The 19,844-nt window shown below is 60.5% G+C and carries 18 protein-coding genes; 7 read left to right on the top strand and 11 right to left on the bottom strand.

Annotated features, from left to right (window positions below):
• Nucleotides 1–10: 10 nt before the first annotated feature.
• The 9 genes from ACN0RV_RS00395 to ACN0RV_RS00355 form a co-directional block, all read right to left on the bottom strand.
• The gene (locus ACN0RV_RS00395) at nt 11–208 is read right to left on the bottom strand and encodes a twin-arginine translocation signal domain-containing protein (RefSeq protein ID WP_417344568.1); all 198 of its coding nucleotides are present in this window, start codon (nt 206–208) and stop codon (nt 11–13) included.
• Between the two features lie 997 nt (nt 209–1,205).
• Nucleotides 1,206–2,132, bottom strand: a complete 927-nt coding sequence (locus ACN0RV_RS00390) for a formate dehydrogenase subunit gamma (RefSeq protein ID WP_417345371.1) — start codon at nt 2,130–2,132, stop codon at nt 1,206–1,208.
• A gap of 124 nt (nt 2,133–2,256) precedes the next feature.
• Nucleotides 2,257–2,835, bottom strand: a complete 579-nt coding sequence (gene fdh3B, locus ACN0RV_RS00385; protein ID WP_028108000.1) for a formate dehydrogenase FDH3 subunit beta — start codon at nt 2,833–2,835, stop codon at nt 2,257–2,259.
• A gap of 9 nt (nt 2,836–2,844) precedes the next feature.
• On the bottom strand, nt 2,845–5,706 hold the full coding sequence (locus tag ACN0RV_RS00380) for a formate dehydrogenase subunit alpha (RefSeq protein WP_417344566.1): 2,862 nt from the start codon (nt 5,704–5,706) through the stop codon (nt 2,845–2,847).
• A 13-nt stretch (nt 5,707–5,719) separates the two neighbouring features.
• Complete coding sequence (locus ACN0RV_RS00375) at nt 5,720–5,914, bottom strand: formate dehydrogenase (protein WP_417344564.1); 195 nt, start codon at nt 5,912–5,914, stop codon at nt 5,720–5,722.
• Nucleotides 5,915–6,031: 117 nt separating this feature from the next.
• Nucleotides 6,032–6,661: a TorD/DmsD family molecular chaperone gene (locus ACN0RV_RS00370; protein WP_417344562.1), complete on the bottom strand. Its 630-nt coding sequence runs from the start codon at nt 6,659–6,661 to the stop codon at nt 6,032–6,034.
• Nucleotides 6,662–6,673: 12 nt separating this feature from the next.
• Nucleotides 6,674–8,374, bottom strand: coding sequence for a 4Fe-4S binding protein (locus ACN0RV_RS00365; protein ID WP_417344560.1), 1,701 nt, complete (start codon nt 8,372–8,374; stop codon nt 6,674–6,676).
• A gap of 109 nt (nt 8,375–8,483) precedes the next feature.
• Nucleotides 8,484–9,080 (bottom strand): DUF3306 domain-containing protein, encoded by a 597-nt coding sequence (locus ACN0RV_RS00360; RefSeq protein ID WP_417344558.1) that lies wholly within the window; start codon nt 9,078–9,080, stop codon nt 8,484–8,486.
• Complete coding sequence (locus ACN0RV_RS00355; RefSeq protein ID WP_286340873.1) at nt 9,067–9,534, bottom strand: DUF3305 domain-containing protein; 468 nt, start codon at nt 9,532–9,534, stop codon at nt 9,067–9,069. The genes ACN0RV_RS00360 and ACN0RV_RS00355 overlap by 14 nt, the downstream gene beginning before the upstream one ends.
• 277 nt (nt 9,535–9,811) lie before the next feature.
• Here ACN0RV_RS00355 and ACN0RV_RS00350 point away from each other — a divergent pair, with 277 nt between their 5' ends.
• Complete coding sequence (locus ACN0RV_RS00350; RefSeq protein WP_286340874.1) at nt 9,812–10,627, top strand: formate dehydrogenase accessory sulfurtransferase FdhD; 816 nt, start codon at nt 9,812–9,814, stop codon at nt 10,625–10,627.
• A complete protein-coding gene (locus ACN0RV_RS00345) occupies nt 10,624–11,529 on the top strand; it encodes a substrate-binding domain-containing protein (protein ID WP_417344556.1) in 906 nt (301 codons plus the stop codon). The genes ACN0RV_RS00350 and ACN0RV_RS00345 overlap by 4 nt, the downstream gene beginning before the upstream one ends.
• A gap of 52 nt (nt 11,530–11,581) precedes the next feature.
• On the opposite strand, the gene ACN0RV_RS00340 is transcribed toward ACN0RV_RS00345, so the two are convergent.
• Together ACN0RV_RS00340 and ACN0RV_RS00335 are read right to left on the bottom strand one after the other, a co-directional pair.
• The gene (locus tag ACN0RV_RS00340) at nt 11,582–13,591 is read right to left on the bottom strand and encodes a cache domain-containing protein (RefSeq protein ID WP_417345370.1); all 2,010 of its coding nucleotides are present in this window, start codon (nt 13,589–13,591) and stop codon (nt 11,582–11,584) included.
• Between the two features lie 80 nt (nt 13,592–13,671).
• Nucleotides 13,672–15,048: a sigma-54-dependent transcriptional regulator gene (locus ACN0RV_RS00335; RefSeq protein WP_417344554.1), complete on the bottom strand. Its 1,377-nt coding sequence runs from the start codon at nt 15,046–15,048 to the stop codon at nt 13,672–13,674.
• A gap of 206 nt (nt 15,049–15,254) precedes the next feature.
• On the opposite strand from ACN0RV_RS00335, the gene ACN0RV_RS00330 reads away from it, so the two are divergent.
• From ACN0RV_RS00330 to ACN0RV_RS00310, 5 genes are read left to right on the top strand one after another with little or no spacing between them, the layout of a single operon-like run.
• Complete coding sequence (locus tag ACN0RV_RS00330; RefSeq protein WP_417344552.1) at nt 15,255–16,052, top strand: substrate-binding domain-containing protein; 798 nt, start codon at nt 15,255–15,257, stop codon at nt 16,050–16,052.
• Between the two features lie 5 nt (nt 16,053–16,057).
• A complete protein-coding gene (locus ACN0RV_RS00325) occupies nt 16,058–16,765 on the top strand; it encodes an ABC transporter permease (RefSeq protein WP_417344550.1) in 708 nt (235 codons plus the stop codon).
• A complete protein-coding gene (locus ACN0RV_RS00320; protein ID WP_417344548.1) occupies nt 16,758–17,438 on the top strand; it encodes an ABC transporter ATP-binding protein in 681 nt (226 codons plus the stop codon). The genes ACN0RV_RS00325 and ACN0RV_RS00320 overlap by 8 nt, the downstream gene beginning before the upstream one ends.
• A complete protein-coding gene (mobA, locus tag ACN0RV_RS00315) occupies nt 17,422–18,033 on the top strand; it encodes a molybdenum cofactor guanylyltransferase MobA (protein WP_417344546.1) in 612 nt (203 codons plus the stop codon). Before ACN0RV_RS00320 ends, mobA begins: the two co-directional genes overlap by 17 nt.
• A 2-nt stretch (nt 18,034–18,035) precedes the next feature.
• A complete protein-coding gene (locus ACN0RV_RS00310; RefSeq protein WP_417344544.1) occupies nt 18,036–19,835 on the top strand; it encodes a bifunctional molybdopterin-guanine dinucleotide biosynthesis adaptor protein MobB/molybdopterin molybdotransferase MoeA in 1,800 nt (599 codons plus the stop codon).
• Nucleotides 19,836–19,844: the final 9 nt, after the last annotated feature.

Raw genomic sequence — 19,844 nt, 5'->3', positions numbered from 1 at the left:
AAAACCTCACTTATTGGCCGCGCAGGCTGGCGTAGTAGCTGCGGACATGGTCGGTTTCACGGTAGGCCTTATCGGACTCCGCGCGCTTCTCTTCGGTGGCAGCGACCGCCTGGGTGCTGGTTACCGCTACCGCTGCGCCTGCAGCGACGGTGCCCATTCCCAGGTTCTTCAGAAACGCTCGGCGCGCCTGCTGGGTTTTGTTGGTCATTTGTTACCTCTTTCTAGGTAGGCGGGGCTGAATGAGATCAGGCTCCTCGGTCCGTGAGAACCAGTCACTGCGCCATCACGCTCCAACCCATTTTTTGAGTTTGCTCACATTAGCACCGCCGATTATGCCAGCACCCAAGAGGGAAAACGTGATTCAAATCAACTTTGGTTCGCTCTGATTTTCCGAGAAAAATCATACGCATTGGGACATATTGACCGCGAATGTTATCAACTTGTGATCATTGGGTCAGAGTGGGACAAGTGGGGGATATCCCCGCTATAGGTATGGTTATGTCAGCGGGCTTTGAGTCAGACTTTTTCCGCCAGCAAGTGAAAAATAATCCCCGAAAAGGGGTAAAAAAAGTGGCCTGGATCGAACTGTTTGCTCAATTTTTGCACAGCAATTCCCCCCTGAGCTGAGGTGACCGCAACAGAATTCGGAAGGTTGAACGACCTTTCCCTCCCCTATTCAAGCTGCAAAAGGAAAAGGCCCCTTTTGGGGCCTTTAAATCAGTGCCATGGCACACAGAAAATCAAGAGCGGTACTCGATGGAGCCCTCCGCCTTTATTTCGTCGACCGGAACACGTTGCTGGTGCTGCTCAGCACCGCGCTCACAGTCGCGTTTACAACAGCGGTACTCGATGGAGCCCTCCGCCTTTATTTCGTCGACCGGAACACGTTGCTGGTGCTGCTCAGCACCGCGCTCACAGTCGCGTTTACAACAGCGGTACTCGATAGAGCCCTCCGCCTTGATTGCGTCGACCGGAACACGTTGCTGGTGCTGCTCAGCACCGCGCTCACAGTCGCGTTTTCAGGAGCGGTACTCGATGGAACCCTCCGCCTTGATTTCGTCGACCGGAACACATTGCTGGTGCTGCTCAGCACCGCGCTCACAGTAACGTTTTCAGGAGCGGTACTCTATGGAGCCCTCCGCTTTGATTTCGTCGACCGGAACACATTGCTGGTGCTGCTCAGCACCGCGCTCACAGTAACGTTTTCAGGAGCGGTACTCTATGGAGCCCTCCGCTTTGATTTCGTCGTACCAGACATTGTGGTGCTGCTTGGCCCAGTTCTCGTCACAGTAGCCAGAGACCATGCACTCCATCCCCCCTTCCGACATCACAGTGGCCATGAAGATGTGCACCACGGTAAAGCCGGTCAGGATGATGGCACTGAGGCCGTGGAGAGTGATCGCCAATAGACTGCCACTGCGGGTCGGCTCAACCAGGTCCGGGAACAACATCACCACACCCGAACCGATGATGATCAGCCCGAAGAGGGTGAAACACCAGAACCACAACTTCTCGCCGGCGTTGGAGAACCCCGCATCCGGGTGAGCATCCTTGAAAGGCCCGAAGTTGAGGTAGCCGCCCACTGTGGTGAACCACTTGAGGTCATAACCGGCGGGAACGTTGTGCTTCATCCAGCGCAACATCGCCAGTATGGCGCCGATGGCAAAGGGTATCGCCATATAGTCGTGGATCGGCTTGGCCATGGCGGCCATGGCGGCCACCGCATCCGGCCCCAACCAGGCACCAAACACATAGCGGCCTGCCAACAGCATCAGCCCGGTGATGATCAGCAGCAAGCAGGGGATCGCCATCAGCCAGTGGATGAAAACGTCAGTCTTGGGCCAACGTTTCACCATGACATTGGAGAACCCGGCACTGAGCCGCGAGGGACCGTTCACCAACACGAACAGGGCAAAGATCACGAACACCCCAAACAGTGCCGCCGCCAATGCAGGCGCGGTGGTATCACTGCGGGTGGACACCAACGAAGGATCGTAGGCGTTGATCAGTTGCCCGGCGAAAGGCCCCTGGGCGGTGGTGCGCCCGGACTCACCGGCACGAACCTGGGTCCACAGGGGATCCGGCTCATTGGCCGCTTGTGCAGCCTGCAGCTCCGCCGCCTGAGCCGCCATCAGCGCCCTGCCCGCCTGCTCCTCGGCATCGGGTGTGGAGGCATACGCCCCCGCACTCAATACCAGGGCAAGCAGAGGCCAGCACAACAGGCGCAACAGATTATTGCTTCTCATTGCGACCTCCTTAGCTGTCCCAGCCCGCTTCCGATGCTCCTCGAACTGCCACCCTTTGGCGGAAGATCTCGGAGATGGTCTCGGCATCACCGGCCAACAGTGACTTGGTGGAGCACACCTCGGCGCAGAAGGGCAGCTTGCCCTCGGCGATGCGGTTGACACCATAGAGCTCCAGTTCCTTGGCCGAACCAGGCTCGGCGTCGGGGCCACCGGCGCAATAGGTGCACTTGTCCATCTTGCCCTTGGAGCCGAACACCGACTGCTTCGGGAACTGCGGCGCGCCAAAGGGGCAGGCGTAGAAGCAGTATCCGCAACCGATGCACTTATCCTTGGAGTGACGGACGATGCCGTCGGCGGTGCGCTCGAAGCAGTCCGCCGGACACACCGCCATGCAGGGGGCGTCTGAGCAGTGCATGCAGGCCACCGAGATGGAGGCCTCCTTGCCTACCTGACCATCATTGATGGTCACCACCCGACGACGCTGGATGCCCCACTCCAGGGCGGAGTCGTTCTTACTCTTACAGGCGACCACACAACCGTTACACTCGATGCAGCGTTTGGTGTCGCAGAGGAATTTCATCGTTGCCATGGAGCCTCCTTATGCCCTGTTGATCTGGCAGATGGACACCTTGGTTTCCTGCATCTGGGTCACCGGATCATAACCATAGGTCATGGCGGTGTTGGCAGACTCACCCTGGATATAGGGCACTGTGCCCTCAGGGTATCTTGGAACCAGACTTTCGCCTTCGAAGATGCCGGCGAAGTGATAGGGCATGAAGCACTCACCCGGTATCACCCGCTCGGTGATCATGGCGACAATCTCAATCACAGGGCCTTCCGGGCTGTGCAGGGTCACCGCATCCCCCTCCCTGATGCCGCGGTCCGCCGCATCCGCCGGGTTCATCTCGACGAACATGGTCTGCTGCAGTTCCGCCAGCCAGGGGTTGGAACGGGTTTCCTCACCACCACCCTCGTACTCAACCAGTCGTCCGGTAGTCACGATCAACGGGAACTTCTTGTCCAGATTTTCGCGAATCACCTTCTCCTGAATCGACTTGTACAGGGTAGGCAGACGGTGCACCTGGCGGTCATCCAGGTTGGGGTACTTCAGCGCCAGATCCCGTCTTGGGGTATACAGGGGCTCACGGTGGATAGGCACGGGATCCGGGAAGGTCCATACCTTGCATCGGGCCCTGGCGTTGCCGTAGGGGATACAACCATGGGCCATGGCCACTCGCTGAATGCCACCGGAAAGGTCGGTCTTCCAGTTGCGTCCTTCGGCCGCCTGCTGCTCCTCGGTGGTCAGCTCGCTCCACCAGCCCAACTGCTTGAGCATCTGGTCGTTGAACTCAGGGTGGCCGCCACCCAACTCGTTGCCCTTGGAACCCGGGTCGTTAGCCAGCAGGTTCTGTCCCTCATACTCCACACCGAAACGGGCACGGAAGTTACCGCCCCCCTCCATGATGTGCTTGGAGGTGTCGTAGAGGATGTGGGAACCCGGATGTCCAAGCTCCGGAGTGCCCCAACAGGGCCAGGGCAGGCCATAGGTTTCGCCCTTGGCGGGACCGCCGCGAGCAGACAGGTCTTCGAACTCGAAGGTGCCCCAGTTCATCTGGTGCATCTTCAGTCGCTCTGGCGACTGGCCGGTCATGCCGATGGTCCACATGCCCCGGTTCCACTCCCGGGTCACGTCTTCCACCAGAGGCTCGTTGTTGTTGACCTTGATGTTCTTACAGAACTGGTCGCCGAAACCCAGCTTCTTGGCCAGCAGATACATGATCTCCTGATCGGGCTTGGACTCGAATACCGGTTCTACTACCTTGTCGCGCCACTGAATGGAACGATTGGAGGCGGTCACCGAACCATAAGTCTCGAACTGGGTGCAGGCTGGCAACAGGAACACATTGTCCTTACGGGTATGCATTACCGCCGCCATGGTGGGATAGGGATCCACCACCACCACCGCATCCATCTTATCGAGGGCCTTACGCACATCTCGTCCGCGGGTCTCGGTGTTCACCGACTGTCCCCAGTAGAAAGCCATGCGGATGTTGTCTTTCTGACCCAGCTTAGCCGGATCCTCCATCACGCCGTCGTGCCAACGGGAACAGGGGATGCCCGGGGTGGTCATCGGTTTCTTACCCAGGTATTCGCCCTGATCGAAGCGGCTCTTCACCCAGTCATAATCCAGTTCCCATACCCTGGACCAGTGCTTCCAAGCCCCTTCGGAGAGGCCGTAGTAGCCGGGGAGGTTGTCAAACAGCAGCCCCAGGTCGGTGGCGCCCTGTACGTTGTCATGACCGCGGAAGATGTTGGCGCCGCCGCCGGAGGTGCCCATGTTGCCCAGAGCCAGCTGCAGGATGCAGTAAGCACGGGTATTGGCGTTACCGACAGTGTGCTGGGTTCCCCCCATGCACCAGACAATGGTGCCGGGACGGTGCTCGGCCAGGGTCTTGGCCACGCGCTTCATCTGTTCACCGGTGACCCCGGTGATGTCCGCCACCTCGTCCGGCGGATAGTTCTTCACCTCGGCCTTGATCTCGTCCATGGCCCAGACCCGGCGATCGATGAAATCCTGGTCCTCCCAGCCATTTTCGAAGATGTGCCACAGCAGGCCATAGATGAAGGGGATGTCGGTACCCGGGCGGATGTGCACGTACTCATCGGCGTGGGCCGCGGTACGGGTGAACCTGGGATCGACCACGATCATCTTGGCGCCGCGCTCTTTACCCACCAGCACGTGCTGTAGGGAGACCGGGTGCGCTTCGGCGGGGTTGGAGCCGATAAACAGCATGCTCTTACAGTGATGCATGTCGTTGTAAGAGTTGGTCATCGCCCCGTAGCCCCAGGTGTTGGCCACACCGGCTACCGTGGTGGAGTGACAGATCCGCGCCGAGTGATCGATGTTGTTGGTGCCCCACATGGCGGCGAACTTGCGGTAAAGATAACATTGCTCGTTGGAGAACTTGGCGCTGCCCATAAAGAACAGGGCATCCGGGCCGGACTCCTGACGGATCTTGAGCATCAGATCCCCCACCTGGTTAATCGCTTCCTCCCAGGTGAGTTTCTTCCATTTTCCTCCCTCCAGCTTCATGGGGTATTTCACCCGCTTTTCACTGTGGGTGTGGTGAACCACAGAGGCGCCCTTGGCGCAGTGGGCACCCCGATTGATGGGGTGGTCAAAGGCGGGTTCATGACCGGTCCAGACGCCGCTGCTGACCTCGGCATAGATACCGCAGCCCACAGAGCAGTGGGTGCAGATGGTCCGCTTGGTTTCCACCGGTCCTTTGGCCGTGGTGACCGCCTGAGCTTTACGGATCATGCCGGAGCCCAGCATGGAGGCCGCGGCGATGCCACCGGAGGCGATACCCGCCTGCTTAAGGAACTGACGTCGATTCAGCCCCAGCGAGACCGACTCGCAAGCGGGAGCGTCGGCGTGAAGTTTGCGCATCAGTTTCATACTCGAGCCTCCCTCAGTCCTTTAGGGTCTGGTAGTAGGTTTGAACATGAGCCGTCACCCTGAACCGGGTGTCGGATTGCGCTTCTTGGGTAGGAGACGACGTCAGTGCCGCCTTGGCGCTGCCACTGGCCAGTGCCAGGGTGCCCGCTCCCAGGCCGAAAGCCTTAAGCAGGGCGCGCCGCTGTTGCTGGGTTTGCCTGTCTTTCATAACACCTCCAAGGTGTTAATGGATTAAGGTGGGGCGACATCAGGCTGCCCCACCGCCGGGTACTCCGGACTTCAGGGAGTGGCTAGAAGTGTAGACCAGCCACGCCCACCGTTTCGGTTAGATACTGCCCTCCTGAACCGGGGTATCCAGGGTCAGGGCGGCAAACTCATCCGCTTCCTGGGTAAAGAACTGTTCCGCCAGGTGGGCTACCGCCGCGTAGAAAGCGGCCGCCTTGGCGTTGGCCAGATCGCTCCAGAGGCGACCCGCCCAGGGCTTCAGATGTTTGTTCCAGAAGCTCAACTGCACGTGCTGGGGGGTCTCCAGCAGCAGCACCGCCATCACTTCGCAGATGGCGGCGATGTGATCCTCCGGTTCCTTCACCTGCTCCTCCCGGGCAAAACCCAGACGGGCCAGGTCCTGACGCAGCTGCACCAGTTGGGTGTCCATCAGGGTGCCGGTCATGTACCAGCTGGCGTAAGGGATCACCTCGCCATGGCCCAGGCCGATAAACAGGTCGGTGTACTCCTGAGTGACGCTTTCGACGCTGTAGGTCTGGGCGGCCAGCTTCAGACCGCTCCAGGCACGCACCATCTCGCCATCTTCGTCGCTGCTCACCTCAAGCTGGCTGAGGAACTCCATCAGATCCTGGGAGGGGGCGCTGCGCAGCAGGGCCGCCAGCAACTGGTAGATGTCGGCGCGGAACTGTTGCAACTCAGGCACCACTCGATTTTGCTGTTGTTCTGTCATGATTACCTCTGTTTAAACGCGCAGTTGCTTCTCAGGATCGTTCAGGATGTCTTCAAACATGTCTTTGACCCTACAGTCTTCACACATCTGAATACGCTTGATGGCATCGCCGGCGAAGGCGGTGTGGTTCTGCATCTGGGCGGTGATCTTGTTGATCACCGCGGCGGTGGCAAACGCCTTGCCACAGCGGATACATTCAAAAGGTGGCTCCTCATGCAGTACCCGGGGTTGCTGACGCACCTCCCGGTCCAGGGTCACCTGGCTGGTGAGGGTAATGGCCTTTTCAGGACAGGCCTGCTCACACAGACCGCACTGGACACAGGACTGCTCGGTAAAGTTGAGGGCCGGCATGTCACCGCCGTCGGTCAGGGCGCGGGGCGGACACAGGGCGGAGCAGCTCTGACACAGGGTGCACTTGTCGGTGTCCACCACCACCTTGCCGTAGGGCAGGTGTGGAATGGTCAGGGTGTCCTGGTTGTCTGCGGCACAGCCATTGAGGTGATCCAGACCGTTGTAGAAGGCATCGCGCTTGGCCAAGCTGGCCGGGTAAGCGGCGATGGCCAGTTCGGGCCACTGGGCAGACTCAGCCACCTTGGCCGCCAGCTGCGGCAGTTGCTCCACACTCATCAGCTCGATACGGCCGGGCAGATCGATGGCTTCCAACAGTTGGGCGGCCAGTGCCTGTTCCCGGGTCATCAGCGCCATCAGGGTGGGCGGGGTCACGTCGGTGGTCAACACCACCACCTGGCGTGCGCCCCAGGCCAGGGCGGAGAACCAGCTGTCTGTAGCGGCAACGGCGATCTCCTCCAGGGCGACGGGCAGCACCTCTCCTGGCAGCGCCTGCGCCTGCATCTGCTTCAGTGCCTCTTCGCCGGCACTGGCGTCATGGAGCAGCACCACAGGACGGGTGTCCGCCAACTCGACGTAACGGGTGATCAGTCGCTTCAGGTAATCCTGCAGGGTGGCCGGTGCTGGCTGGTCATAGCTGATGGCGCCAGTAGGGCAGGCGTTGGCACAGCTGCCTGCACCGTGACAGAGGTTGTGATCCACCACGATCTGGTTGTCGACGCTGGCGATGGCATCGGCAGGGCAGAAGTTCAGGCAGCGGGTGCAGCCATTGATGCCACTGCCATGGTGAGCACAGATGTCCGCATTGATCTTCACATAGCGGGGCTTGGAAAACTCCCCCACCAGTTCAGGCAGTTGGGACAGGGCCGCCGCCAGCTTGTTGGCATCGTCACCCACGTGGAAGTAGCCCGGAGGCAACAGCTCCAGAGTCAGGCTGGGGCTCTGCCCCAGGTCCAGCACCAGATCGTAGTGGGGACGGCGTACCGCAGCGGGCGCCAGTTCCAGCTCCTTGTCACTCTCCTTGATGAAAGCCTGGTACTGACCCAGGAAGCCTTTCACGCGAACCTGCTTGCTGTAGTAGCTGGGCAGGCTCTCGGTGCGCTCCACCGCATCCATCACCCTGGCCAGGTGGTCTTCATCCTGGCTGGTGATGGGGTCGGTGGCCACCAGAGTCACGGAGGCCATGCCGTCGAGGTCGGCGGCAGCCAGGCGAATGGCGTCCTCCGGCCCGAGAATCAGAAGGTGGCCGGCGGTAGTGTAGGTAACCGTTTGCGGGATCAGGTTCTCCAGCATCTGGACCTGAGCCAGCGCCTGTTCGGCGTATTGGGTATTGCTCACTGTGCGTTCCTGTTTCTTTGTTGCCATCGCCACCCTGTGTCTGTGCCGGGTGGTCGTGACTATGGATTCTTTTTTATTCCGTTGATCAGCAAAGGCTGTACCAACAACTCACCTCAGAGGCTGACTTCAAACCCGGTCAGCTCTGCTGAGTTGGGTCATCCTGTTCGACCTCTGGGTCAAGATGTCCCTGCTCCCCGTCGGCACCGGGTAATTCTGGCTGGTTTTCTTCGCCTTCGCCGGATTCCTGCTCGGCCTTCGCCAGGGCTTCACGGCGACGCTCCTCCTCCAGCGCCTTATCCAGATGCCGGAACACCTGAGTGGCCACCTCTTTGGCCACCTGAGCACTGAGCTTGGGCTGATCGCTGTAATCCAGGGCGTACTCCGCCATGCCGTCGGTGATGTTGTATTGAGGCTGACTCCACAAGGCCCGCAAGGCATCACGCTTCTTGGTGGGGTCGACCCCCTCCTTCAGAAACGCGGCGAAACTGCCCCCCTCCTCGATGGCATCCGGGTCCGGCAGCGCTTCGGCCTCCTCTTCGGAGCTGGCTTCCGTCTCCTCAGACGAAACCTCTTCGTCGGCCGCCTCTTCCGCCTCCCGGGCCAGAGCCTGCTCTTTGGCGGCCTGCTCTTCCGCTGCCTGTTCCTGGGCCAGGCGCTCCTCCTCCTGCTCCTCCTTGACCTTGGTCAGTCGCTGTTGCCAACGTGAGAGCAGGCCAGGCTTAGGGTCGGTCATGGCGTTTCTCCCGGCGCTCTTTCATCTCTCCGCGCACATCGATGTGCTTGCGGCGATGGGCGCAGATCTGCTGCTCACCGTGTCGGGTAATAAAGGCTTCAATCCAACACCCCACCGCCTTGGGCAGCGGATAGGTAAACACCGGCTGATCGCTCTCCAGGCAGCCGGCGGCGATATTCTGGTTGGCGGTCACCAGCATGGGGATGGGCTGGCCCGATTCATCTTCGTCGCACACCACAAACAGCAGAGGATTATCCAGGTCCAGGTTGAGGCGGTAGTTGGCACGCTCATCCAGGTGCAGCTCCAGTCCCACCAGGGTGGCACCCTCGACCTGCTCGGCATCGCCGGGAAGCAGCGCATCCACAGACCAGCGGGTCTCGCTCCAGCGGCCCATGGTGACCTGTTCGGATTTCAGCTTGACCTGAAGCGGCCAGATGTTTTCGGTTCGTTGCATCGGTTCCTCGCCCTGTGATGGCTGTTCCGCACTTAAGTGTGCTCCAGAGGCTGCAAAAAACGTTCCAACGCAAAATGGGGGCGAATGCGTGAGAATGATCACATCCCCACAGTCTGAAAGGACATTTTGTCCCAACCGGGTCAGAGTGTTGGGTCAAACTGGTCAAAATGGGGTGACCCCATTCACAGAGTTGGGCCCCCCAAGCCCCTAAATGCTGGAACAGTTTTTGCTAACAAATCACTAGAGTTTGTAGATCCCCTTGAACAGAAGAACCTCTATGCCCCAATTCAGTCGAACCGACACCGATGCCCCGTTGACCAAGACGGTGGAGGCCATCGATGCCACCGGCCAGCGCCTGGAGAAGCAGATCGCCTGTGAGCGGCCCCTGACCCTCTACCTCAACTGGCAACCCATAGTGACCCTGATGACCCTGGGCGCCCGGCCCGAGAAGCTGGCCCTGGGTTACCTTAAGAACCAGGGCTTCATCAGCGACGTGGACAAGGTGGAGTCGGTAATCGTCGACTGGTCCGTCAGCTCCGCCGCGGTGATCACCAGCGAGTCCATCGAGGGGCTGCAGGAGAAGCTGAGCGAAAAGACCGTGACCTCGGGATGCGGCCAGGGCTCGGTGTTTGGCAGCTTCATGGCCGATGTGGACAACATCCGCCTAAAGGTGCCCAGCCTGAAGCAATCCACCATCTACGGTCTGCTGAAGAATCTCGGTGAGTACAACGAAACCTACAAGAACGCGGGAGCCGTGCACGGTTGCGGTGTCTGCCAGCAGACCGAGATCCTCTCCTTCGTAGAGGACATCGGCCGCCATAACGCCGTAGACACCCTGGCGGGGGAGCTGTTTCTCAAGCGCCAGTCCGGCGACGACCTGATCTTCTACACCACAGGCCGTCTGACCTCGGAGATGGTGATCAAGGTGGCGAAGATGGGCATTCCAGTGCTGGTCTCCCGCTCCGGCATTACCGAGATGGGGCTGGAGCTGGCACAGAAGCTGGGCATCACCCTGGTCTCCCGGGCCAAGGGGCGCCACTTCCTGGTCTACAACGGCGCTGAAACCATAGAATTCGATGAGGTCCCTGCATGACGACGGAACGCGAAAACCTGTTTATGAACGCCAAGGAGGTTGCCGAGTATCTCGACCTGAACGAGAAAAAGGTGTACGCCATGGCCAACGAGCAGCAGTTGCCCGGCACCAAGGTGACCGGCAAATGGCTGTTCCCCAAGCCAATGATCGATCGCTGGGTGATGGAGTCCTGCCACTTTGGCATGCTCTCCGACCGACTGATCATCACCGGCAGCGACGACCCCTTGCTGCAGTGGGTGATCAACCGCCTGGGGCGCCGCATCGAGTCCGCCGGGCTGGTGAACTACTGCTCCACCGGCTCCAAGCTGGGCCTGAACCAACTGGCCCGGGGCCATGCGGATGTCTGCGCCATGCACTGGGGAGACGAGGCGGAGCGGGACCTGCGCCACACCGCCCTGCTCAAGCGCCACCCTCAGTTCAAACAGTGGGTCATGGTCCACGCCTGCAGCCGGGACTATGGCCTGATGATGCGCAGTGACCATCAGCACCTGTGCCACGACTTGGGCGAGACTCTGGCCCTGCGCTACCGCTGGGTTGCCCGCCAGGAGGGTGCCGGCGCCCGTCACCACTTCGACAACTGGCTCACCAAGATGCACCGCACCACCACAGACATCAATGTGGTCAGCACCGCTTATAGTGAGCGTGAACTGGCGGGCATGATCGCCCGCAACGAGGCGGAATTTGGCATGGGCTGCCAGGGGATCGCCGGTGAGTTTGGCCTGGCGTTTGTGCCCCTGGGCAAGGAATCCTTCGACCTGGTGATGCCCCAGGGGGTTTACTTCCGCTACCTGCTGCAACAGCTGTTTGAGCTGATGCAGACCCCGGATACCCTGGCCTTCGCCCAGCGCCTGGGTGGTTACGACCTCTCCGGCTGTGGCCGCATCATCTGGAGTCCGAGCTAAGGCTGAACCGATCTGAAAAGGGCGCCCTGTGGGCGCCCTTTTTGTTTATCCGCTATTGCAGTCCTCGAAGGCTGATGGACTGAGTCTCCTCCTCCTCCGAAGGCGCCTCCTTGGGCAAATTGATGGTGAAAGTGGTCCCGACCCCCTTGGTGGAGTCCACCTCAATCTGGCCTCCGAAGCGGCGGATGATGCCGTAGGAGAGGGCCAGCCCCAGACCTGTCCCCGTCTTGCGGGTGGTAAAGAAGGGATCGAAAATTCTGGGCAGCAGCTCAGGGTCGATGCCGCAGCCATCGTCGGACACCGCCATCTGCACCCCTTTCACCCGACCCTCTTCATCCAACCAGTCACGAGTGCTCACCCGAATCTGCCCGCGCTCCTCCATGGCATGACTGGCGTTGATTACCAGGTTGATCAGCACCTGCAGCAGTTGCTGCCGGTTGACCACCACCTCGGCGCTGGCCTGAGTATCCAGGGCCACATCGATGGCCCGCTTCTCGATGGAGTGGCGCACCAGCACCCGCATCTCGTCGACGATGGGGTTGATGGGCTGGCGCTCCAAGGGAGCGTCGAAGTCACCGGGACGGGCGTATTGCAGCAGGGACTGGATGATCGCCTTGATGCGCTGCACCTGTTGCAGCACCAGCTCGATCTCCTCCTCCACATCTTCGGCCCGGTCTCCCAGTTCGAATTTCATCAGCTCCATGTTGCCCAGGATCACTGCGGTGGGGTTGTTGATCTCATGGGCGATGCCGGCAGTGAGCTCACCCAGGGCCACCAGCTTTTCGTTGGTGACCATCTGTGCCCGGGTCTCCTCGAGCAGCTGCAGGTTCTCCTTCAGCTCCCGGGTACGCAGCTTGAGGCTGCGGGTGCGCTCCTCCACCTTAAACTCCAGCTGCTCCGCCGCCGCCTTAATCTGACGGTTTCGCTGCTGCAGCAGATCCAGCATACGGTCAAATTGTCGCGCCAGCTGAGACAGTTCGTTGTCCGGGTCCAGCCCCAGGTTGCCGATGCGTCGCTCCTTGCCCTCCTGCATGTCCCGAACCACGGTATGGATGCGGTCCAGGGGTTTCAGCAGGCCGGTGGCCCCCTTGTACACCGCAAGGCCGGAGAGGGAGAGCACCACCATCAGGATGAAACCCAGTTCCAGGATGTTCAGCAGATAGTTGTGAATAAAGGGGGCTTCGGTAAAGCCGGTGTAGAGCATGCCGATGCGCTTGCCATCCACATCGTAGAGTGGGGCATAGGCCGAGATGTACCAGTCGTCGTACACGAAGGCACGATCGATCCACACCTGGCCCTTATCCAGCACCTTCATCCGCACCTGGTCTGAAACCAGGGAGCCGATGGCCCGCTGTTCGCCTTCTCGGCTACCGGGCACGTTGGTGCTGATACGCACACTGTCCAGGAACAGGGTCACGGTGCCTATGGCATCCTGAGGCAGGGTGCCAGGGGCGTAAAGCAGGTCCCGGATGTTGTCCACCAGGGTCTGGTTGCGGTTGAGCAGCACCCCGCCATCCAGGTAGCCCACCACTTCACCACTGGTGGCCTTCACCTTGAGCAGGGTGCGCATCACCATGCCACGGCTCTCCATGCCACCTGTACTGGAGGCGGACATGGGGGTGGACAAGATGGGCATCTCGGCACGACGGGCCAGTACCGGCCCGAGGGAGGCCAGCTCCGGCTTCTGCAACACCTGGATGCCTGAGCGAGCCCGTTCACCATCGGCAGGCACCAGCTTGGACAGCCTTGGGTCCAGCAACACCTGTTCCAGGGTCAGCAGCCGCAGGAAGTCCAGGCTGAGGTCCTCCCGACTCTTCTCCAGCAGCCGGTTGATGGCCACATTATGGGAATCCTGGGCGGAAAGCAGGCTCTTTAGCTGCCAGGCGCTCTGTACCTGGGAGATCACCTGCTCCTGATCGTTGAGCTGTTCGAGGATCACCCCCTGGGCCACCCCCAGGTCGGCACGCACCTTCATGAACAGCTGGCTGCCGGTGTAGGAGACGTTCCAGTAGATGGTGATGAACACCAGGCTGGCCAGAGTCAGCAACACAGGCAGCAACATCAGCACCAGCAGGCGATAACGCACCGTGCTGGTCAACAGGCGAACGTCTCCTTCGAAACGCTTACGCCAATAGGAGAAGATCACTCCTGCAGGCCCCACTCTTTGAATTTACGGTCCAGGGTTTTGCGAGACACGCCCAGCACCCGCGCAGCGGCAGACTTGTTGCCCTGTTGGCTGTCCACCACCTGCATCACGTGCATGCGTTCCACCTCTTTCAGCGGCATCTCATCCGGGTAGCCGGACTGAGTGACGTCAGCCTGAGGGTTCTCCGGGGCGATCTGCTGGCGCCAGTACTCCACCGGCGGCTTACCCAGGAGCAGGCAGCGCTCCACCAGGTTGCGCAGCTCACGGATGTTGCCCGGCCAGTCATGGCGGGTCATCAGTTCCAGATCCTCATGGCTCCAGCTGACCTCCTTGAGGCCCAGCTCAGACGACAGTTGCCGGGTAAAGTGGTGCACCAGCTCGACGATGTCATCCTGGCGCTCACGCAGGGCCGGGATGCGCACATTCAAGACATTAAGACGATAATAGAGGTCACGGCGGAAACGCCCCTCCTTCACCTCATCCATCAGCTCGCGGTTGGTGGCGGCAATCACCCGCACATCCACCGGGGTCTCCTTTTCGGATCCCACGGGGCGAATGGCGCGCTGCTCCAGCACCCGAAGCAGGGCGGTCTGCATCTGCAGGGGCATCTCACCAATCTCATCCAGGAAGATGGTGCCGCCACTGGCAAAGCTGAACAGCCCCTCACGGGCACTGCGGGCACCGGTGAAGGCGCCGGCCACGTGACCAAAGAGTTCGCTCTCCAGCAGCTCCGGGGCGATGGCACCGCAGTTCACCGGCACAAAAGGGCCACTGCGGCCTGACTTCTTGTGCAGCAGGCGGGCCACCAGCTCCTTACCTGTACCGGACTCCCCCTCAATCAACACCACGGAGTTGGTCGGGGCCACCCGGTCAATCACCTCTTTCACCTGGGTCATGGCATCGCTGACCCCGATCAGAGTGTCGTCACCGATCTGGCTCTGTTTCACCTCCCGCTTCAGCAGCAGGTTCTCCCGGCGCAGCAGTCGTCGTTCCAGGCAGCGGTCAACGGCCTGCATCATCTGCTCCAGATGGAAGGGCTTCATGATGAAATCGGCGGCACCGGCCCTCAAGGCGCGGATGGCGGTCTCCATATCGGCATAGCCAGTCATAAAGATGATGTCGGAGCGGCGGCTGCCCGGATCCAGGGCTTCGTTCCATTCGATGCCGTCTCGGCCCGGCAGGCGAATGTCCACCACCAGCAGATCGAAATGACATCGGCTTCGCAGTCGTTCGGCGTCTTCGACACTGCCGGCGGTTTCCACCAGGGCGAAGCGCTTGGAAAGGGCCTTTTTCAGGAAAGAGCGCATGCCGGGTTCATCGTCGACGATCAGAACCGACAGGGCTGGGGTTTGTAGCACATCATCGTTGTTCATGGCGCAGCATTGTCCGATTGATATGGAGCCAATTTGTCCCAGGCTAGGCCATTTTGGCCGTGCCCGCTAAAAGGGTGTGTCATTTTGACCTAGTTGACCAGCAAAATCCTGTGAGACAGGTCAAGGTTTTCGAGGAATCCAAGTTGGCATCTAAATTGCTGTTCATATAAAAGAATTTGCCATACCCAAAAAAAACGGAGAATCAGATGAAGCGCATAGTCACCGGCCTGTTGGCCCTGACCCTAAGTTTTGGCGCCTTTGCGGCCAAGGATGTCAAACTGGCCACCACCACCAGCACCGACAACTCCGGCCTGCTGGCCTACCTGCTGCCCGCCTTTGAGCAGGACAGCGGCTACCACATTCAGGTGATCGCCACAGGTACCGGCAAGGCCCTGCGCCATGGTCGTAACGGCGACGTGGATCTGGTGATGACCCACGCCCCAGGCGCCGAAGCCAAGTTTGTGGACGACGGCTTTGGTCGCATGCCACGTCAGGTCATGGCCAACGACTTCATTATCCTGGGCCCCGACAGCGATCCCGCTGACCTGAAACACGCCAAAGGCATCGCCGATGCCATGAAGCGCATCCACGACACCAACGCCATCTTCGTATCCCGTGGCGATGAGTCCGGCACCCACATGAAGGAGCTGAACCTGTGGAAGAAGGCCAAGGTCTCCAATGAGTACGCCGGTTATCGCGCCATCGGCCAAGGCATGGGCCCTGCCCTGCTGACCGCCAACGAAATGCAGGGTTACCTGCTGGCTGACCGCGGCACCTACCTGGCCTTTATGCACAAACTGAAGCTGAAAGTGCTGTTTGAGGGCGACGCGACCCTGCAAAACCCCTATCAGGTGATTCTGATCAATGACAAGAAGTACCCAGATCTGAATCATGACGGCGCCAAAGCCTTCTCCGACTGGCTGATCAGCGACAAAGGTCAGAAGATGATCGATGATTTTCGCATCAAGGGTCAGCCGCTGTTTAAAGCGACCTACAAAAAGTAGTGTGAATGAGTAGCACCCTAGACACCCTGCAGCAGGCGGTTGGCCTGCTGCTCAGCTTTGATCACAAGGTGTGGAGCATCATCCTGGTCTCCTTCACTGTCTCGGTCAAAGCCCTGGGCCTGAGTCTGATACCCGCCATCATGGCGGGTTTTGTGCTTGCTCAGGGACGCTTTCCCGGACGCCACACCTTTATCGCCCTGTTCCAGACTCTGCAGGCGATCCCCACCGTGGTGGTGGGCCTGATGGTCTACCTTCTGCTGTTCCGCCAGGGCCCCATGGGCGATCTCCGCTGGCTGTTCACCCAGAATGCCATGGTGATGGGTCAGATCATGCTGGCCACGCCGGTACTGGTCTCCACTAGTTACGCCGCCTTCGCCGGCGGCGACTGGCGTGCCTGGGAAACCGCCCGAACCCTGGGTGCGTCCAAACTGCGGGCGTTTCTGACCCTGTGTCATGAACTCAGAGTGCCACTGATGGTGGCCATCATCGCCGCTTTCAGCCGTATCATTACCGAGGTGGGCAGTTCCATGCTGGTGGGGGGAAACATTCAGAACCTGACCCGCAACATGCCCACCGCCATCGCCCTGGAAACCAGCAAAGGGGAGTTCGCGCAAGCGGCTGCCCTGGGTATGGTACTGGTGTTCCTGGCGCTGTTGCTGAACTTCTCTCTGAGCGCGTTGCGCGGAAAACAGGAGCATCGTCATCGTGGTTAAGGTCTCCCTTATTGATCCTCTGATCGCCGTGGAAGGGCGAACCCTGCTGCAGGCGGAGGAGATCAGCATCGAAGCTGGGCAGAGCATCTGGCTGCGCGGCGCCAACGGCGCTGGCAAAACCACCCTACTCAAGACCCTGGCCGGACTGCGCAAGCCCGACGGCGGCGAGCGCAGGGTCGATGGCGCGCCGGGCCCCTGGTGGCGCCTCAAGGTGGGTGCGGGTCAGATCATCTATCTGCATCAGACCCCCTACCTGTTCGACGGCAGTGTCCGTCAAAACCTGGCTTACAGCCTCAGCCTGCTGCCGATGAACCGCAGCGACAAAGAGGCCAGAATCGATGAAGCGCTGCGCGCCGCCGAACTGACTCACCTGGTGGATCGCCCCGCCCAGGTGCTGTCAGGGGGCGAGCGTCAGCGTCTTGCCCTGGCCCGGGCCTGGGTGGTGCGTCCGGCGATCCTGCTCCTGGATGAACCCACCGCCAACCTGGACCAGCACTCCATAGAGGTGGTGGCCGCCATGGTGACTCAGTTGCAGAAGCGAGGCTGCGGCATTATGGTCACCAGCCACCAGACCACAGAGGTGACCAAGCTGTGCCACGACGTATGGCAGATTCACAATGGCCACCTGTTTCATACTGTCAGCGAGGAACACCCCCGTGCCAGCTACCAATAACAACATCACCCTGGCCGTGCTGGCCGGGGGCCGGGCCCGCCGCATGGATGGCGAAGACAAAGGCCTGGTGACCGTGGCAGGGAAGCCGATGATCAGCCACGTTCTGCAGCGCTTCGCAGCGGACGCCGCCCAGACTCTGATCATCGCCAACCGTAATCAGGACGCCTATGGCGAGCTGGGTCACCCCGTATTCAGCGACGAACTGGAGGGGTTCCAGGGCCCCATGGCAGGCATGCGCACTGCCTTGCGTCATTGCGACTCTCCCTATCTGCTGGTGCTGCCCTGTGATGTGCCCATGCTCCCCGGTGACCTGCTTCACAAAATGTTGGATCAGTTGCAGAGAGAGGATGCGCAGATCGCCGTTGCCTGCGACGATGAGCGCGAACACTCCGTTATCCTACTGATGAAGTCGGATTTAGGCCCCTCCATCGACGAGTTTCTGGCCAACGGTGATAGGAAAATTCTGCTTTGGTACAACCAAAAGCGCCTGACCAAGGTCATCTTCCCCGGTCAGGCCGAGGCCTTTGCCAATATCAATACTGCCGAGCAGCGGGACGAGCTGGAACAGCGGCTGCTGGCGAATAAGGATCTGTAACTATGAATGTCGACCAAATTCTGGCGGATTGCCGGGTGCCGGTACTGGGCATCTGCGCCTACAGTGGCACCGGAAAAACCACGCTGCTGAAAAAGCTGATCCCAGAGCTCAATCGTCGTGGCAAGAAGCTGGCCGTGATCAAACACGCCCACCACAACTTCGACGTCGACATTCCCGGCAAGGACTCCTACGAGCTGCGCAAATCCGGCGCCGAACAGATGCTGGTGGCCTCCCACATCCGCCGCGCCCTGATGGCGGAAAAGGTCACCGACGGCGACCCCGACCTGAAAGAGCTGCTGGGGATGATCGATCAGACCCGGGTGGACATGATTCTGGTGGAAGGGTTCAAGAAACTGCCCCTGCCCAAGCTGGAGCTGCACCGCGCCGAGGTCGGCAAGCCCTTCGTCTTTACCCAGGATGACGCCATCCGCGGCATCGCCGTAGACGCCGACACCCAGTTGCCAGAGGATTTGGCCCTGCCGGTGCTGGACATCAACGACGTCGATGCCATTGCCGACTTTATCGAACAGTTTGCCGCCGACTGGAAACCGGTTGGCTACGCCCCTCTGGGCACCTGCGGCTGTGACGACGTGGAACGCAAGCAGCTCTCCGTCGCCCAGGGCCAGGCGCGCATCCTTGGCGAAGTGAAGCCGGTCACCACCACCGAAGCCACTCCGCTGTTGCAGGCGCAGAACCGGGTACTGGGCACAGACATCGCCTCTCCGGTCAATGTCCCACAGCACACCAACTCCGCCATGGATGGGTATGCCATCCGTAACGACGGCCAGCATGACAGCTTCACCGTGGTGGCCGAAGTATTGGCCGGTCACGGCTATGACGCCGAGGTTCAGTCCGGTGAAGCGGTGAAGATCATGACCGGCGCCCCACTGCCTGCCGGCGTGGATACCGTCATCATGCGCGAGCTGGCCACCCAGGAGGGAGACCAGGTCCGCTTCGACGGTGACATCGAAACCGGACAGAACATCCGTCAGGCCGGCGAAGACATTGCCGTTGGCGCCACCGCCCTGACTGCTGGCAACCACATCGGTCCTGCCGAGCTGGGCCTGCTGGCCTCCCTGGGCCTGGGTGAACTGCCGGTCTACCGCAAGCCTAAGGTGGCGGTGTTCTCCACCGGCGACGAAGTGTGTCAGCCCGGCGAGCCCCTGAAGCCCAACTGCATCTTCGACTCCAACCGCTTCACCATCCAGGGGATGCTGGCCAAGCTGGGCTGCGAAGTGGTGGACCTGGGCATTCTGGAAGACACCGAAGAAGCGATGGCCGACGCGCTGCAGGCCGCCAGCGAGCAGGCGGACGTAGTGATCACCTCTGGTGGTGTCTCCGTTGGCGACGCCGACTTCATCAAGCCGGTGATGGAGCGCCTGGGTCACATCGACTTCTGGAAGATCGCCATGCGCCCCGGTCGTCCTTTGGCATTCGGCAAGATCAAGGACACCCTGCTGTTCGGTCTGCCCGGCAACCCGGTGGCGGTGATGGTCTCCTTTATGCAGTTTGTCCAGCCCGCCCTGCGCAAGATGATGGGCGAGCCCAACTGGAAACCGCAGATGATGCGCGCCACCGCTGGTGAGCCGATGCGCTCCAAGCAGGGCCGCACCGAGTTCCAGCGCGGCATCATGCAACTGAACAACCTGGGTGAATTGACGGTGACCACCACCGGCGCCCAGGGCTCAGGGATCCTGAGCTCAATGGTTCAAGGCAACTGCCTGATTATTATTGAAGAGTGCCAGGGCAACGTCAGCGCTGGCGAGACGGTTTGGGTTCAGCCCTTCGCCGATCTGCTGTAACGGGAGCAA

This window comes from Ferrimonas sp., from assembly GCF_048263965.1.
Lineage (GTDB): Bacteria > Pseudomonadota > Gammaproteobacteria > Enterobacterales > Shewanellaceae > Ferrimonas.
Note: the sequence above shows the minus strand (reverse complement) of the source record. Positions and strands in the feature narration are given on the sequence as shown.

Coding starts and splice junctions, on each gene's coding strand:
- ACN0RV_RS00395 (WP_417344568.1), bottom strand. CDS start 208: ATGACCAACAAAACCCAGCAGGCGCGCCGAGCGTTTCTGAAGAACCTG.
- ACN0RV_RS00390 (WP_417345371.1), bottom strand. CDS start 2,132: ATGGCGGCTCAGGCGGCGGAGCTGCAGGCTGCACAAGCGGCCAATGAG.
- fdh3B (WP_028108000.1), bottom strand. CDS start 2,835: ATGGCAACGATGAAATTCCTCTGCGACACCAAACGCTGCATCGAGTGT.
- ACN0RV_RS00380 (WP_417344566.1), bottom strand. CDS start 5,706: ATGAAACTGATGCGCAAACTTCACGCCGACGCTCCCGCTTGCGAGTCG.
- ACN0RV_RS00375 (WP_417344564.1), bottom strand. CDS start 5,914: ATGAAAGACAGGCAAACCCAGCAACAGCGGCGCGCCCTGCTTAAGGCT.
- ACN0RV_RS00370 (WP_417344562.1), bottom strand. CDS start 6,661: ATGACAGAACAACAGCAAAATCGAGTGGTGCCTGAGTTGCAACAGTTC.
- ACN0RV_RS00365 (WP_417344560.1), bottom strand. CDS start 8,374: ATGGCAACAAAGAAACAGGAACGCACAGTGAGCAATACCCAATACGCC.
- ACN0RV_RS00360 (WP_417344558.1), bottom strand. CDS start 9,080: ATGACCGACCCTAAGCCTGGCCTGCTCTCACGTTGGCAACAGCGACTG.
- ACN0RV_RS00355 (WP_286340873.1), bottom strand. CDS start 9,534: ATGCAACGAACCGAAAACATCTGGCCGCTTCAGGTCAAGCTGAAATCC.
- ACN0RV_RS00350 (WP_286340874.1), top strand. CDS start 9,812: ATGCCCCAATTCAGTCGAACCGACACCGATGCCCCGTTGACCAAGACG.
- ACN0RV_RS00345 (WP_417344556.1), top strand. CDS start 10,624: ATGACGACGGAACGCGAAAACCTGTTTATGAACGCCAAGGAGGTTGCC.
- ACN0RV_RS00340 (WP_417345370.1), bottom strand. CDS start 13,591: ATGTTGCTGCCTGTGTTGCTGACTCTGGCCAGCCTGGTGTTCATCACC.
- ACN0RV_RS00335 (WP_417344554.1), bottom strand. CDS start 15,048: ATGAACAACGATGATGTGCTACAAACCCCAGCCCTGTCGGTTCTGATC.
- ACN0RV_RS00330 (WP_417344552.1), top strand. CDS start 15,255: ATGAAGCGCATAGTCACCGGCCTGTTGGCCCTGACCCTAAGTTTTGGC.
- ACN0RV_RS00325 (WP_417344550.1), top strand. CDS start 16,058: ATGAGTAGCACCCTAGACACCCTGCAGCAGGCGGTTGGCCTGCTGCTC.
- ACN0RV_RS00310 (WP_417344544.1), top strand. CDS start 18,036: ATGAATGTCGACCAAATTCTGGCGGATTGCCGGGTGCCGGTACTGGGC.